The organism is Amnibacterium sp. (genome assembly GCF_036559085.1).
Classification (GTDB): Bacteria; Actinomycetota; Actinomycetes; order Actinomycetales; family Microbacteriaceae; genus Amnibacterium.
In genome coordinates this window covers 97,986-112,160 of sequence record NZ_DATBTU010000023.1, presented here as the reverse complement: position 1 = coordinate 112,160, position 14,175 = coordinate 97,986, and the positions used below count along the sequence as shown (strand labels likewise).

12 protein-coding genes are annotated in these 14,175 nt (G+C 73.9%); 6 read left to right on the top strand and 6 right to left on the bottom strand.

Going from position 1 to position 14,175, the window contains the following annotated elements; translation table 11 throughout:
- The first annotated feature begins 93 nt into the window (after nt 1–93).
- A complete protein-coding gene (locus VIG76_RS04335) occupies nt 94–294 on the top strand; it encodes a hypothetical protein (RefSeq protein ID WP_331951413.1) in 201 nt (66 codons plus the stop codon).
- A 152-nt stretch (nt 295–446) separates the two neighbouring features.
- On the opposite strand, the gene VIG76_RS04330 is transcribed toward VIG76_RS04335, so the two are convergent.
- The 4 genes from VIG76_RS04330 to VIG76_RS04315 form a co-directional block, all read right to left on the bottom strand.
- On the bottom strand, nt 447–2,543 hold the full coding sequence (locus tag VIG76_RS04330) for a S9 family peptidase (RefSeq protein ID WP_331951411.1): 2,097 nt from the start codon (nt 2,541–2,543) through the stop codon (nt 447–449).
- Nucleotides 2,544–2,552: 9 nt separating this feature from the next.
- Complete coding sequence (locus VIG76_RS04325; protein WP_331951409.1) at nt 2,553–3,911, bottom strand: maltokinase N-terminal cap-like domain-containing protein; 1,359 nt, start codon at nt 3,909–3,911, stop codon at nt 2,553–2,555.
- A gap of 299 nt (nt 3,912–4,210) precedes the next feature.
- Nucleotides 4,211–5,260 carry a YihY/virulence factor BrkB family protein gene (locus VIG76_RS04320; protein ID WP_331951407.1) on the bottom strand — a complete coding sequence of 350 codons (1,050 nt, stop codon included), beginning with the start codon at nt 5,258–5,260 and terminating at the stop codon, nt 4,211–4,213.
- Nucleotides 5,261–5,273: 13 nt separating this feature from the next.
- The gene (locus tag VIG76_RS04315; protein ID WP_331951405.1) at nt 5,274–7,730 is read right to left on the bottom strand and encodes an ATP-dependent DNA ligase; all 2,457 of its coding nucleotides are present in this window, start codon (nt 7,728–7,730) and stop codon (nt 5,274–5,276) included.
- A gap of 113 nt (nt 7,731–7,843) precedes the next feature.
- On the opposite strand from VIG76_RS04315, the gene ku reads away from it, so the two are divergent.
- Together ku and VIG76_RS04305 are read left to right on the top strand one after the other, a co-directional pair.
- Nucleotides 7,844–8,671 carry a non-homologous end joining protein Ku gene (ku, locus tag VIG76_RS04310; protein WP_331951403.1) on the top strand — a complete coding sequence of 276 codons (828 nt, stop codon included), beginning with the start codon at nt 7,844–7,846 and terminating at the stop codon, nt 8,669–8,671.
- A 7-nt stretch (nt 8,672–8,678) separates the two neighbouring features.
- Nucleotides 8,679–9,167, top strand: a complete 489-nt coding sequence (locus VIG76_RS04305) for a hypothetical protein (RefSeq protein WP_331951401.1) — start codon at nt 8,679–8,681, stop codon at nt 9,165–9,167.
- A 1-nt stretch (nt 9,168) separates the two neighbouring features.
- Here VIG76_RS04305 and VIG76_RS04300 read toward each other — a convergent pair whose 3' ends face one another.
- Complete coding sequence (locus tag VIG76_RS04300; protein ID WP_331951399.1) at nt 9,169–9,675, bottom strand: DUF6328 family protein; 507 nt, start codon at nt 9,673–9,675, stop codon at nt 9,169–9,171.
- Between the two features lie 28 nt (nt 9,676–9,703).
- Here VIG76_RS04300 and VIG76_RS04295 point away from each other — a divergent pair, with 28 nt between their 5' ends.
- Genes VIG76_RS04295 through VIG76_RS04285 form a run of 3 tightly spaced genes read left to right on the top strand, consistent with a single transcriptional unit; the run spans nt 9,704 to nt 13,322 of the window.
- Complete coding sequence (locus tag VIG76_RS04295) at nt 9,704–11,104, top strand: FAD-binding oxidoreductase (protein ID WP_331951397.1); 1,401 nt, start codon at nt 9,704–9,706, stop codon at nt 11,102–11,104.
- Complete coding sequence (locus tag VIG76_RS04290) at nt 11,101–12,837, top strand: glycoside hydrolase family 15 protein (protein WP_331951395.1); 1,737 nt, start codon at nt 11,101–11,103, stop codon at nt 12,835–12,837. The genes VIG76_RS04295 and VIG76_RS04290 overlap by 4 nt, the downstream gene beginning before the upstream one ends.
- 53 nt (nt 12,838–12,890) lie before the next feature.
- Nucleotides 12,891–13,322 (top strand): hypothetical protein, encoded by a 432-nt coding sequence (locus tag VIG76_RS04285; RefSeq protein ID WP_331951393.1) that lies wholly within the window; start codon nt 12,891–12,893, stop codon nt 13,320–13,322.
- Nucleotides 13,323–13,326: 4 nt separating this feature from the next.
- Here VIG76_RS04285 and VIG76_RS04280 read toward each other — a convergent pair whose 3' ends face one another.
- Nucleotides 13,327–14,124 carry an SDR family NAD(P)-dependent oxidoreductase gene (locus VIG76_RS04280; protein ID WP_331951391.1) on the bottom strand — a complete coding sequence of 266 codons (798 nt, stop codon included), beginning with the start codon at nt 14,122–14,124 and terminating at the stop codon, nt 13,327–13,329.
- Nucleotides 14,125–14,175 lie beyond the last annotated feature (51 nt).

Genomic DNA, 14,175 nt, shown 5'->3' with positions numbered 1-14,175 from the left:
CATCCGCAAGGGGTTGCTCTTCGCCACGCCCGGTGGCATAGACGCGGCTTCCCGAGCCCCCGTACCGTTCCCGCGAGTACGGAGGAGGCATCCATGACGGACAAGGGCACCATGGTGGACGCGGTCGGCCGGGCGCGGCACTCGCTGCAGCAGCTGCACGATCCCGGATCGGCATCCGTGACCGTGCACGGTACCTGCCCGATCGCGGACTGCCGCGAGATGAACGTCGTCGACGTGCACGCCGACACGAGGTCGTTCACCTGCAGCGGCTGCGGGACCGCCTTCGACGCGTAGGTCCCGGAGCCGGTTCAGTCCACGGGCGGCAGCCCCTTCTCGAACGCCAGGCGGCTCGGCCAGTGCGCGACCTCGGGCGTGTGCACGTAGCCGTGGGCGCGGTACATCGCGACGGCCTCGGGCTGCGCGGGCCCGGTCTCGAGGCGGACAGGTCAGGCGAGCCCCAGCACGTCGAGGATCCACGCGAGCTCGAACGCGCGCTCCCGCCAGGCCGCGTACCGGCCGCTGACGCCGCCGTGCCCCGCGCTCATCTCGATCTTCAGCAGCACGTCCGCACCCACCTCGCGGAGCCGCGCCACCCACTTCGCGGGCTCCACGTAGAGCACGCGGGTGTCGTTGAGGCTCGTCGTGGCGAGGATCCGCGGATACGGGTGGTCGCCCACGTTCTCGAGCGGCGAGTACGCCTTCATGTAGGCATACACGTCCGGGTCGTGCAGCGGGTCGCCCCACTCGTCCCACTCGATGACCGTCAGCGGCAGCGACGGGTCGAGGATCGAGGTGAGCGGATCCACGAACGGCACGCCCGCATGGATGCCGGCGAACAGGTCCGGCGCGAGGTTCGCCACCGCGCCCATCAGCAGGCCGCCCGCGGAGGCGCCCTCCGCGACGAGCCGGTCGGGGCTCGTGTAGCCCTCGGTGACGAGGTGCCGGGCGGCCGCGACGAAGTCGGTGAACGTGTTCCGCTTCGCGAGGGTCTTGCCCTCCTCGTACCAGCGCCGGCCCATCTCGCCGCCGCCGCGGACGTGCGCGATCGCGAACACGACGCCCCGGTCGAGCAGCGACAGCCGCGCGATCGAGAACGACGGGTCGATGCTCGCCTCGTACGAGCCGTACCCGTAGAGCAGCATCGGCGCGGGCCGCTCCGGCGCACCGAACAGGGCCGCGGACCCGACCAGGGAGATCGGGATCTGCGTGCCGTCCTCGGCGGTCGCCCATTCGCGGCGCTGCACGTACTGCAGAGGGTCGTAGCCGCCCTGCACCGGCTGCTGCTTCAGCAGCCGCAGATGCTTCGACGCGACCGCGTAGTCGAACACGGTCGACGGGGTCACCATCGAGGTGAAGCCGATCCGCAGCGTCGGCTGCTCCCACTCCGGGTTGCCGCCGAGGCCGGCGGTGAACAGCGGCTCGTCGAACTCGATCTCCTCGATCTCGTCCTCGCGCTCCGGGTCGCGGCTCAGCAGGCCCACGCGGGCGAGGCCGTGCCGCCGGTAGGAGACGGCGACGAAGCCGGCGAACGCGTCCACGTCCTCGAGCCGCGTCGTCTCGCGGTGCGGGATGAGCACCCGCGGGGTCGCGGACGGGTCCGACGGCGGCACGGCGACGAGCTCGAAGTTCTCCGCCCCGTCGTTGTGCAGCACGAGCAGAAGGTCCTCGCCGTCGAGCACCGCGTGCTCGACCGAGTACTCGACGCCCTCGCGGCGGGGCCAGACGAGACGGAAGCCGGCCTCCGGATGCTGCGTGTCGAGCAGCCACGACTCGCTCGTGATCTTCGAGCCGACCCCGATCTCGAGGTAGCGGCGGCTGCGGGTCATGCCCATGCCGACCCAGTAGCGCTCGTCCTCCTCCGTGAAGACCTGCTCGTCCTGGCCGGTCGAGCCGAGCTCGTGCCGCCAGACCGTGTCCGGCCGCCAGGCGTCGTCGCACGTCGTGTAGTAGAGCGACAACCCGTCCGGCGCGAAGAGGGCGCCGGGCATCGTGCCCGCGATCACGTCGGGGAAGCGCTCACCGGTCGTCAGGTCCTTCACGAACAGCGTGTAGCGCTCGTCGCCCTCGGTGTCGACGGCCCAGAGCATCCGGGTGCCGTCGAGGGAGATGTCGAAGCTGCCGAGCGCGTAGAAGTCGTGGCCGTCCGCCTCCGCGTTGTCGTCGAGGAGCAGCTGCTCGCCCGGCACGTCGCCCTCGAGCCGCGGCGGCGTCCAGTCGTCGGGCCCGGCGACCGGCGCCCGGTGGTGGCGGGCGTACTGGAAGCCCTCCTGCGTGCGGCTGTAGTACCACCAGTCGCCCTCACGGGTGGGCACGGAGAGGTCGGTCTCCTTCGTACGCGCCTTGATCTCGTCGAAGATCGCCTGCCGCAGCGGCTCGAGGCCTGCGAGGCGCTCGTCCGTGTAGGCGTTCTCCGCCGTGAGGTGCTCGAGCACCGCGGCGTCGTCCTTGTCGCGCAGCCACTCGTACTCGTCGACGACGGTGTCACCGTGGTGGGTGCGCTCCGACGGACGGCGGTCGGCGGTGGGGGGGACGAGGTCGGTCACAGGGCTCCTTCAGACGAGGCGGGAGACGGCGCGCTCCGGGATGGGGAGCCACGCCGGGCGGTTGCGGACCTCGTAGACGCACTCGTAGAGCGCCTTGTCGAGCTCGAGGGCGGCGAGGAGGCGGGCGTGCGGGGCGAGCGGCTGGCCGAGCTCGGCGGCGTAGCCGTCGAGGAACGCGGCGCGGGCGGCGTCCGCCCACGCGCGGCCGGACGGGTCGTCGTCCTCGAGCTCGAGCGTGCCGGCGACGTAGTCGAACGAGCGGAGCATCCCGGCGACGTCGCGGAGGGGCGAGTCGGGCTCGCTGCGCTCGGCCATCGGCCGCAGCGGCTCGCCCTCGAAGTCGAGCAGCACCCAGCCGCGGCCGGGGGCGGAGAGCACCTGGCCGAGGTGGTAGTCGCCGTGGATGCGCTGGAAGGGCGGCCAGTCGTCGGCCTCGGCGGCGGACAGCACGGCGTCGATCAGCGCCTCGGATCCGGCCAGGGACGGCACGGCGCGGACGGCCTGCCCGGCCCTCGCCCGCATCCCGTCGAGCAGGGCGCGCTTCGTGGCGTCGTCGGCCGGCACCGTCGGCAGCACGTCCGCGAGCACCTGGTGCACCTCGGCGGTCGCGGCGCCGAGGTCGCGGGCCTGGGCGGTGAAGTCGATGCCGGCGCGGGCGGCGGACAGCGCGACCCGCCAGGCGTCCTCGGTGTCGGCGAGGAACTCCTGCGCGACGGCGAGGTGGCCGCGGGCGCGGCCGTCGGGGCGGCCGACGTCCGGCCACTCGCCGAGCACGGCGCCGTAGGTCGCGGGCACGCGGCGGGACCCTGCCCCGGCGATCGCGGACTGCAGCACGACGTCGGGGTTCTCGCCGTGGTGCAGCGCCCGGAAGACCTTCATGATCACGGTCGGCCCCACGCCGCCGTCGGGCGTCGCGGTGCGGATGATGACGGAGGTGTTCGACTGCTCGCCCGAGAGCACCTTCGCCCCGGTGACCGCGGGCGGCGGCCCGAGCCAGCCGAGGCGGGTGCCGAGGGCGGAGACGCCGCTCTCCTCACCCGCGGTGCCGCCGCCGAGCGCGAGCTCGAGCAGCGCCGCGGCCCATCGGGCGTCGCGCGGGCCGTCGACCACGACCGAGTCGCCGAGCTCGACGCCGTCCTCGGCCCCGGGACGCTCCGCGAGCGGCACCTGGTAGAGCGCCGCGGCGTCGGGCGAGTGGTCCTGCACGAGATAGGTGCGGGAGACGAGGTCGCGGTCGTGCAGGTCGAAGGAGCCGATCACCGTGAGGTGCGGATCGGGCGCGCCGTTCGCGAACCACCGCTGCCCGGCCATCCACGCGGTCAGCCTCGCCGGGGCGTCGTCCCCGTTCCGGATCTCGAGCATCCCCATGCCTGCAACCTACCGAGGACGGTTCGGTGCGGGCTGGCCGCCTTCGTGAGTCAGGCGGGCTGATCCGGCTCCGCGCCGGTCTCCACATCCGGATCCGCGGGGGTGCTGAAGTCGCTCGCGACCTCCTCCTCGGTCGGGAGGTCGGGGTCGCCCTGGCGTGCTGTCATGGCCCGGACGCTACCCATCCCCCTGACCGCGCCCCTGACCCCGCCCCGAATCCGGGCGCCTCGCGTCATTCCGGGCGTCTTTTCGCGCCCGGAATGACGGATCACGCCCGGATGCAGCGCAGCCGCGGGATGTCAGTCGGGCACGCGCGGCCGGCGGGGCGGGCGGATGCGGCGGGCCTCGGCGGCGATGCGGAGCTCCCGGCTCTCGGCCTCGGCGCGCGCCATCCGCTCCGCGAGGCTCGTGCTGCGGTGGGCGTCGCGCACGACGACCGCGAGGTGCTCCTCCGCCGGCACGCCCGCGCGGATCTGGTGCATCCGCACGACCTCGATGTCGAGGCTCGCGCCGAGCACGAGCACGAGGTTCGACAGGAACAGGTAGAGCGTGATGACGAGCGCGCCGGTCATCCAGCCGTAGACGCTGAACCGGCCGAGTCGGGTGACGTAGATCGCGAACGCGCCGCTGGTGATCGCCCAGCCGAGGATCGCGATCCCCGGTCCCCAGCTGATCGGCCCGCGGTGGCGGCGCACGTTCGGCGTCCACCGGTAGAGAGCGCCGAGCATGAGCACGAGGACCACGAGCAGCAGCGGCCACTTGAGGACCTGCCAGCCGCTGCCGAGGGCGTCGCCGAGGGATGCGGTGGCCTCGACCGCCCTGCCGAGGCGCGGGGTGGTGAGCACGATCGCCGCCACCACGGCGCCGCCCGCGGTGAGCGGTACGGCGAGCAGCAGCATCGTCAGTCGCACCTTGACGAGCGCGCGGCCCTCCTCGACGCCGTACAGGGCGTTCAGCGCCCGGCCGAAGGATGCGGCGTACGCGGAGACGGCCCACACCGTGAGCAGCACGCCCACCGCGAGCGCGAGGCCCGGCAGGGGGATGGTCGCGAGCGCCTGCAGCGGCTCGCGCAGCGCGGCGACGCCGGACGGCGGTGCGACGGCCGCCATCACCGCGAGGATCGTGTCGTCCGCCTCCGGCCGGCGGATGAGCAGCGCCAGGGCGGACACCGCGGACAGCGCGATCGGGAACAGCGCGAGGAAGGACAGGTAGGTGAGGGCGGCCGCGGCGTCGACGCCGCGGTGCTTCACGAAGCCGAGCCAGGTGCGGCGGAGGACGTGCCGCCACTCGGCGGCGGTGAGCAGGCCGCGGTCGTCCCGGCCGTCGCCCCTCGTTCCCGGATCCGCCATGGCACCGGCCGCCTCACTGCTCCCGGATCACGTCCGCGGGCCGCTTGTCCGGTCGCCAGCCGCGCCAGCTGGGCTGGCGGAGCCGGCCGGTGGCCGTCCACTCCGCGAAGCGTACTTCGGCGACGAGGTCGGGCGTCACCCAATGCGCGTCGCGCGCATCCGGCCGCGGCACGTCGAGGAACGGGGAGGCCGCCTGCTCCCGGCCGGCGAGGCGCTCGCCGATCGCGTCGAGGTCCGCGTCGGTGAAGCCGGTGCCCACCTTGCCGACGTAGGCGAGCCCGTCGTCGTCCGGCACCCCGAGCAGCAGGGCGCCGATGCCGCGCTCACGGCGCCCGGCGCCCGGCTTCCAGCCCCCGACGACGACCTCCTGCGCGCGGTCGTGCTTCAGCTTCAGCCAGTCGCCGCCGCGGGCGCCGGGCCGGTACGGGCCGTCGGTGCGCTTCGCGACGACGCCCTCGAGCCCGAGCCGCAGGCTGGTCGCCATCGCGTCGTCCACCGCCGGCGCGAGGTCCTCACCGGTGGCCTCGGCGATCACCGGGGGCACCTCGATCGGGCCGCCGCGGGTGACGAGCCGCTCGAGCAGGGCCCGGCGCTGCGCGTACGGGCGGTCCGTGATCCCGGCGCCGTCGAGCTCCAGCAGGTCGAAGAGGAACAGCCGGACGGGCGCGGTGCGCCGCACCCGCTCGACGTCGCCCGGCCGCGTGAGCCCGAACCGCTGCTGCAGCAGGGCGAAGCTCGGCCGCCCGGCCTCATCGAGGGCGACGATCTCCCCGTCGAGCACCGCCGACCCCGTAGCGATCGCGCCGGCGAGGGCCGCGAGCTCCGGGTACGTCGCCGTGAGGTCGAGCTCGTTTCGGCTGGTCAGGGTGACGCCGTCCGGGCCGACCTCGGCGATGGCCCGCACGCCGTCCCACTTCATCTCGATGGACCACCGCTCCGACGGCATCGGCCGCTGCCCGGCGCTCGCGAGCATCGGCGCGATCGGCCGGGGGAGCGGATCGCCCTCCGGCCGGTGCTTCAGGTCGGGGGCCGACTCGAGCGCCATCCGGTGGATCAGCCACTGCTCGCCCGAATGCTCGCCGCCGGCCTGCTCCGCGTCGTGGGCGCCCGCCGGCGCCTGGCCGGTGCGCAGCAGCGCCACCCGGGCCGGCTCGCCGCCGAGCCCGCCGCCGTCCCGCCCGGTGAGCGTGACGATGACCTCGTCGTCGCGCCACTTCTCGGCCGAGTAGGTGCCGGCGTCCCAGATCGACACCGAGCCGCCGCCGTACTCGCCCTTCGGGATCACGCCCTCGAAGGAGCCGTAGTCGAGCGGATGGTCCTCCGTGTGCACCGCGAGGTGGTTCCGCTCGCCGAGCCCCGGCACGCCGCGGGGGAGCGCCCACGAGACGAGCACCCCGTCGCGCTCGAGCCGGAAGTCCCAGTGCAGCCGCCTGGCGTGGTGCTCCTGGATGACGAACGCGTTCCCGGCGCCGACCGACGGCGGCTCCACCGCCACACCGGGTTCGGGCGTCCGCACGGGGTCGCGCATCGCGCGGTAGCGGGCGAGCCGGTCCTCGCTCGACCCGGCACCGTCGGCCGGATGCAGCACGGTCAGGGGATCCACCCCGCGGTGCAGCCGGTCGAGCACCTCGTCCGGCGACAGCTGCGCGAGGTCCGGCTCGTCGAGCTCCTCCCACGTGCGCGGCGCCGCTGCCGCCGGCACGACCGTCCCACGCAGGGAGTAGGGCACGAGCGTCGTCTTCGCCGCGCGGTTCTGGCTCCAGTCGACGAGCACCTTGCCGGTGCGGAGCGTCTTCTTCATGTCCGAGACGACGAGGTCGGGATGGTCCGCCTCGAGCGCGCGGGCGAGCTCGTGCGCCACGTCCGTCACCTGGTCGGAGCTCCAGCGCCCGTCGAGGGCGGCGTAGAGGTGGATGCCCTTCGATCCGCTCGTCACCGGCACCGCGGTCAGGCCCATCGCCGTGAGGATCGGCCGGACGAGCCGCGCCACCTCCGCGCACTCGGGCAGGCCCGCGCCATCGCCGGGGTCGAGGTCGAGCACGAGCCGGTCGGGGTGGCCGGCCGTGCCGTCCGGCGCGAACCGCCACTGCGGCACGTGCACCTCGAGCGTCGCCTGCTGCGCGAGCCAGGTGAGGGTCGCGCGGTCGCTCAGCAGCGGGTAGACGTTGCGGCGCGACTCCTCGGGGATGCCGCGTCGCTCGATCCAGTCGGGGGCGTGGCTCTCGAGGTTCTTGACGAAGAACACCGAGCCCGGCGCATCCGCCGTGCCGACCCCGTCGGGCCACCGCTTCCGGGTCACCGGCCGCCCGGCGGCGAGCGGCACGAGCGCGTCGGCGACCTCGGCGTAGTAGGCGAGCACGTCGCCCTTGGTGAAGCCGGTCGCCGGGTAGAGCACCTTGTCGAGGTGCGTGAGCGTGACGCGGCGCCCGTCGACGTCGACGACGCGCCGGTCCGAGTCCCGTCCGGCCATGGGATGAGCGTGGCCTGTGTGCCTCCTGAATCGCTGAGTCCACCTGCGGGAACACCGTGATCGGGGCCATACTGGCCCTCCACCAGGCACTACCCACTTGGGAGGACCCACTCGTGCGCAGCATCTGGCGCGGTGCCATCACCTTCGGTCTCGTCAACGTGCCCGTGAAGCTCTACGCGGCCACCGAGGACCACGACCTCCCGCTGCACCAGGTGCACGATGCCGACGGCGGGCGGATCCGCTACCAGCGACGCTGCGAGATCTGCGGCCGCATCGTCGACTACGAGCACATCGACCGTGCCTACGACGCCGGCGACCGCACCGTCGTGATCACCGACGAGGACCTGAAGTCGCTGCCGAGCGCCGCGAGCCGCGAGATCGACGTGGTCGAGTTCGTGCCGAGCGAGCAGGTCGACACCATCCGACTCGACAAGAGCTACTTCCTCGAGCCCGACTCGAAGAGCCCGCGGTCGTACGTGCTGCTGAAGCGCGTGCTGCAGAAGGCCGACCGGATCGCGATCGTGCAGTTCACGCTGCGCCAGAAGACGCGGCTCGGCGCCCTGCGCGTGCACGGCGACGTGCTGCTGCTGCAGTCGCTGCTCTGGGACGACGAGGTGCGGGCCGCCGACTTCCCGTCGCTGAAGACCGACATCCGCATCCAGCAGCGCGAGCTCGAGATGGCGGAGTCGCTGGTCCGCAGCTTCGAGTCGGACTTCTCGCCCGCCGACTACACGGACGAGTACCAGGTGCAGCTGAAGCAGCTGGTCGACGCGAAGCTCGAGCACGGGGAGTCCGTCGACACGGAGGCGACGTTCGGCAAGCAGCCGGACGAGGGCGACGGCGACGTGATCGACCTCATGGAGGCGCTCCGGCGATCCGTCGCGGCGAACCGCGAGGCGTCGGACAAGCGGAGGAGGACCCCCGCCAAGCGCGGTGCATGATCGGACGGTGACGGAGCAGCAGCGCTACCAGGTCCGGTTCGACTGGGGCGTCCCGGGGGCGGCCGCGGTCGCCGACGACGCGGACGTGCTCGTCTGGCTCGACGCCCTCGACGCGGGGCCGGCGCCCCTCGAGGCGCTGCCCGGCGGCCCGGCGGTCGTCACCACCGGCATCGCGGGCGCCGTCGCGACCGCCGAGTGGATCCTCGCGCTGCAGGAGCGCCTGCAGCGGCGCACGATGGTGGCCCTGATCGCGGCCGGTGCTTCACGCGGGGCGGGCGTCCGGTTCGCCGCGGAGGACCTGCTCGCCGCCGGTGCGGTGACGGACGCGCTCGAGTCGCGGGGCATCGACGCGATGAGCCCGGAGGCGGCGGTCGCCGACGCCGCCTACCGCACCCTGGCGCGGGCCGCCTCGTCGCTGCTGGCGGCCGTGGCGCACGCCGGGACGCCGAACCTCGCCGGCCCGGTCGTGGCGCGGGCGCACCCCGAGGCCGGCTGAGTCAGTCCCGGCTGCGCCGCAGGCCGAGCGGCAGCGCCACCCAGGCGGAGGCGATGACGACGAGCATCGCGATGCCCGCGACGATCGCGGCGGCCGGGCCGGCGGCCACCCGGAACACGAGCACGGCGACGCCGACGATCGCGAGCCCCGCGACGGCGAGCACGGCGCGCACGATCCGGTCCGTCCAGCGCACGAGCACCGACATCCGGTGCTGGCGGAAGAGCCCGCGGTGGATCGCGACGGGGGAGAGCACGAGCACGGTGGCGAGCGCCGCGAGGGAGACGGTGACGAGGTAGATCGCGACCTCGTCCGGCTCGAGCTTCGCGAACGTCTGCTGGAAGGCCACCGTCAGCAGGAAGCCGGTGAGGATCTGCGTGCCGGTCTCCAGCACCCGCAGCTCCTGCAGGAGCGCGTTCCAGTTGCGGTCGAGCCGCTCGGCCTCGGTCTCGTCGCGGCCGTCATCCGGGATCGCGTCCCGCCGGTCCCCGCCGTCCTGCTTCGACTCCATGGCCGCACAGGGTATCTAGGCTGATCGGATGGCGGTTCCTGACGCGCTCGATCGGCTCGCAGCGGAGCTCGGCCCCGCCTTCACCGGCGACCCGGCGGCGCTCGCCGAGTACCGCACCGACAAGAGCGGCTGGACGACGCCGGAGACGCCGCTCGGGGCGGTCCGCGCCCGCAGCACCGAGGACGTGCAGGCGGCGATGCGGATCGCGTCGGAGCACGGGATCCCCGTCGTGCCGCGCGGCGCCGGTACCGGCCTCGCGGGCGGCGCGGTCGGCACCGCGGGCACCCTCGTGGTCGACGTCGCGGCGATGGACCGGGTGCTCGAGATCCACGCCGCCGACGAGCTCGCGATCGTGCAGCCGGGCGTCGTCACCGACGACCTCGCGGCGACGCTCGCCCCGCACGGCCTCTGGTGGCCGCCGGACCCGGCGAGCCGCGCGATCTCCACCGTCGGCGGGAACATCGCCACGAACGCCGGTGGCCTGCTCTGCGCGAAGTACGGGGTGACCCGCGAGAGCGTGCTCGCCCTCGCCGTCGTGCTCGCGGACGGCACTCTCGTGCGCACCGGGCATCGCACCGTGAAGGGCGTCACCGGCTACGACCTCACCGCGCTGCTCATCGGCTCGGAGGGCACCCTCGGGGTCGTCGTCGAGGCGACGCTGAAGCTGCGCCGGCGGAGCGCCGACTCGGTGATCACGGTGGGCGCGGGCTTCCCGACCGTCGTCGAGGCGGCCGCGGCGGCGGCGGCGATCACGGCCGCCGGCATCCGCTGCGCCGCCCTCGAGCTGCTCGACGCGGCGAGCTGCGTCGCGATCGACGCCTACCTGGCGGACGTGCCGGGGATGCCGTCGCTCGCCGGCCGCGGCGCGTTCCTGCTCGTGCAGACCGACGGGGCGGCCGCGGCGGAGGAGGGCCGGGCGGTCGTGCGGCTGATCGAGGCCGCCGGCGGCGTGCCGGAGCTCGCGGCGGACGAGGCGGAGGGCGAGCGGCTGCTGCAGGTGCGCCGGAGCGCCCATCCGGCGTTCGAACGGCTCGGGCAGGTGCTGATCGAGGACGTCGCCGTGCCCCGCACCCGGCTGCCCGCGATGTTCGCGGCGATCGAGCGGATCAGTGCCGAGTACGGGCTGCCGATCCCGACCGTCGCGCACGCGGGCGACGGCAACCTGCACCCGAACCTCGTCATCCCGCCCGGGCTGGCGCATGAGCCCGGCACCTATCCGGACGTCGTCTGGGAGGCCGCGGAGGCGATGTTCCGGACCGCGATCGAGCTGGGCGGCACGCTCACCGGTGAGCACGGCGTCGGCGTGCTGAAGCGCCGCTGGCTCGAGGACGAGCTCGGGCCCGAGGTCACCGCCCTCTCGAGACGGATCAAGGCCGCGTTCGATCCCCAGGGGATCCTCAACCCCGGCAAGGTGTTCTTGGACGCGTGACCCAGCCTCCGCTCGCCGCGCATTCCGTCCGGGACCTCGCCCTGCTCGCGGACGGCGAGCGCGGTGCCGTGCTCTCGCCGGACGGCAACGTCGCGTGGCTCTGCGCGCCGCGCTGGGAGAGCCCGGCGGTCTTCGCGCACCTGCTCGGCGGCGGCGGGACCTTCGCGGTGCGGCCGCAGGCGACGAGCGTGTGGAGCGGCAGCTACGAGCCCGGGTCGCTGATCTTCCGCAGCAGCTGGAAGGGGCGGGGCGCCGCCGTCGACGTCATCGACGCGCTCGCCCTGCCGTCGAACAAGGACTCGCTGACCCTGCTGCGGCGCATCGACGCGACCGACGGCGAGGTGGCGGTCGAGATCGAGCTCGACGTGCACGGGCACTACGGCCGGCACCGGTCCCGCGACGTGCGGCGCGACGAGAGCGGGGTCTGGCACGGCCGCCTCCCCGACGGGCTGCGGTGGCGGCTCAGCGGCCTTGCGGACGCCGAGCCGGGCCGCGACGGCGTGCTGCGCCTCACCCTCGTGCTCGGCTCCGGCGCGCAGCGCGACCTCGTGCTCGAGCTCGGCTCCCACCTGCCGGACGAGCCGCTGCGCGCCGACGTCGCGTGGGCGGCGACCGAGGACGCCTGGCGCACCAGGGTGCCCGCGATGGACCGCTCCGTCGCTCCGCGGGACGCACAGCAGGCGTACGCGGTGCTGTGCGGCCTCACCTCGCACGGCAACGGGATGGTGGCCGCGGCGACGACGAGCCTCCCGGAGAACATCGGCGGCGAGCGCGACTACGACTACCGGTACACCTGGATCCGCGACCAGTGCTACGCCGGCCTCGCAGACGCCGCGGCCGAGTCGACCGTGCTGCTGCAGCCCGCCCTCGACTTCGTCACGGCGCGGCTGCTCGAGGACGGCCCGAACCTCAAGCCCGTCTACACGAGCTACGGCGAGGCGATGCCCGACGAGGAGCAGCTCACCCTGCCGGGCTACCCGGGCGGCCGGTCGGTCGCCGGCAACCGCGCGCACCGGCAGTTCCAGCTCGACGCGTTCGGCGAGAGCCTCCTGCTGCTCGCCGCCGGCGAGCGGATGGGCCTGCTGCACTCCGACGGCCGCACCGCGGCGAACATCGCGAAGCAGGCGATCGCGGACCGCTGGGAGGAGCCCGACGCGGGACTCTGGGAGATCGAGCCGCGGTGGTGGACGGAGTCGCGGCTCATCTGCGTGGCGGGCCTCCGTGCGATGGCGAAGGAGCACGGGGCCGCCGAGGCCGCGCGGTACCTGCAGGTCGCGGACCGGATCGCGGCGGCGACCACCGACCGCAGCCTGCACCCCGAGGGCTACTGGCGCCGGCATCCCGACACGGACGGCACTGATGCCGCGCTGCTCATGCCCGCGGTGCGCGGCGCCTTCCCGCCCGACGACCCGCGCACCGTCGCGACGCTGCAGCGCGTGCTCGACGACCTCACCACCGACGGCTACGCCTACCGGTTCCAGCACGGCGACCGGCCGCTCGGCGAGCGGGAGGGGGCGTTCCTGCTCTGCGGGTTCATGGTCGCCCTCGCCCAGGACGCGCTCGGCCGCGACGTCGAGGCGTTCCGCTGGTTCGAGCGCAACCGCGCCGCCGCCGGGTCGCCGGGCCTCTTCTCGGAGGAGTTCGACGTGCAGCGGCGGCAGCTGCGCGGCAACCTGCCGCAGGCGTTCGTGCACGCGCTGATGCTCGAGACGTCGCTCGTGCTCGGCCGCTGAGGGGGCGCCCCGAACCTGGGAGGGTTCCGAGCATCCGGTGGGATCATCCCGAGGTGTCCAGCGAGCCCATCGACCTGCAGGCGGAGCGGCTGTTCAAGGCCGCGCGGCGCGGGGAACGGCTCTGGCCGCTCGCGATCGGCGTCGCGCTGCTCTACCTGCTGTCGACCTGCTGGTCGTTCAGCCGGGCGCTCGGCGGCTCCGGCCTGCCGGTGACGGTGCACGCGCACCCGACCGTCTGGGTGCCGCTCGCCCTCGCGGCGGTGGTCGTCGCCACGCGCGTGCTGGGGCGCCTCGCGGAGGAGTCGGGCGGTTCGCCGTTCTGGTGGCCGCGGCAGTCGCGGCGGCTGCTGATCGGGCTCGCCTTCGCGCTCCCGGTGCTGCTCGCCGCCGTCCAGCCGGCGATGGTCCTGATGCAGATCGACGCCGGCGACGCGCATCCGGCGACCCTCGGTGCGTGGCTCGTCGGCATCACCGCCACGCCGTGAGGCGCTAGATGCTGCCGACGCTGCCCGCGTCGACGCGGTAGTTGGCGCCGTTCACGAAGGACGCGCCCGCGGAGACGAGGAACGCGATCACGGCGGCGACCTCGTCGGGCTCGCCGCGGCGCTTGATGGCCATGAACGGCCGCTTCTCGGTGAGCATCTGCTCGACCGCCTCGTCGAAGGAGATGCCCTGCTCCTCCGACGACTTCGTCATCATCGCGTCCGTCATCGGCGTGCGGATGAACGCGGGGGAGACCGCGTTGACCGTGAGCCCCTCCTTCGCGTACGTCCGGGACAGGCCCTTCATCAGCGCGAGCACGCCGGCCTTCGCCGCGCAGTACGGGATCTCGTCGTCGTAGGGCTGCACGGCGTCCTCGCTCGCGAGCAGCACGAGGCGCCCCCAGCCGCGGCGGAGGTGCGGCAGGAAGGTCGTGACGATGCGGACCGGGCCCAGCAGGTCGGTCTCGATCGTGCTCGTCCAGCCGGCGTCGTCGATCTCGTGGAAGAGCCCCTGCGCGCCCGTGATGCCGGACGACTGCACGAGGATGTCGACCGGTCCGGTGGCCGCCTCGATCCGCTCGCGGAGGGCCGCGAGGCTGCCGAGGTCGGTCACGTCGGCCGTGAAGGCATGCAGCCGACCCTCGGGCGCGTCAAGGCGGCCGGCCGCCGCATCGAGGCGCTCCTGGTCGAGGTCCGACAGGACGACGACGGCCCCCTCGTCGAGCAGCCGCCTCGCCGTGTGCCAGCCGATGCCGGAGTCGCCGCCGAAGACGAGCGCGATCCTTCCTTCGATCCCGAGGTCCATACGGCGCAGCCTAGGAACCCTCGCTGAGCCCTCAGTCGGCGTTCCGGTCTT

Excerpts from the sequence above, each read along its gene's own strand:
- VIG76_RS04335 (WP_331951413.1), top strand. The coding sequence starts at position 94 with ATGACGGACAAGGGCACCATGGTGGACGCGGTCGGCCGGGCGCGGCAC.
- VIG76_RS04325 (WP_331951409.1), bottom strand. The coding sequence starts at position 3,911 with ATGGGGATGCTCGAGATCCGGAACGGGGACGACGCCCCGGCGAGGCTG.
- VIG76_RS04320 (WP_331951407.1), bottom strand. The coding sequence starts at position 5,260 with ATGGCGGATCCGGGAACGAGGGGCGACGGCCGGGACGACCGCGGCCTG.
- VIG76_RS04315 (WP_331951405.1), bottom strand. The coding sequence starts at position 7,730 with ATGGCCGGACGGGACTCGGACCGGCGCGTCGTCGACGTCGACGGGCGC.
- VIG76_RS04300 (WP_331951399.1), bottom strand. The coding sequence starts at position 9,675 with ATGGAGTCGAAGCAGGACGGCGGGGACCGGCGGGACGCGATCCCGGAT.
- VIG76_RS04295 (WP_331951397.1), top strand. The coding sequence starts at position 9,704 with ATGGCGGTTCCTGACGCGCTCGATCGGCTCGCAGCGGAGCTCGGCCCC.
- VIG76_RS04280 (WP_331951391.1), bottom strand. The coding sequence starts at position 14,124 with ATGGACCTCGGGATCGAAGGAAGGATCGCGCTCGTCTTCGGCGGCGAC.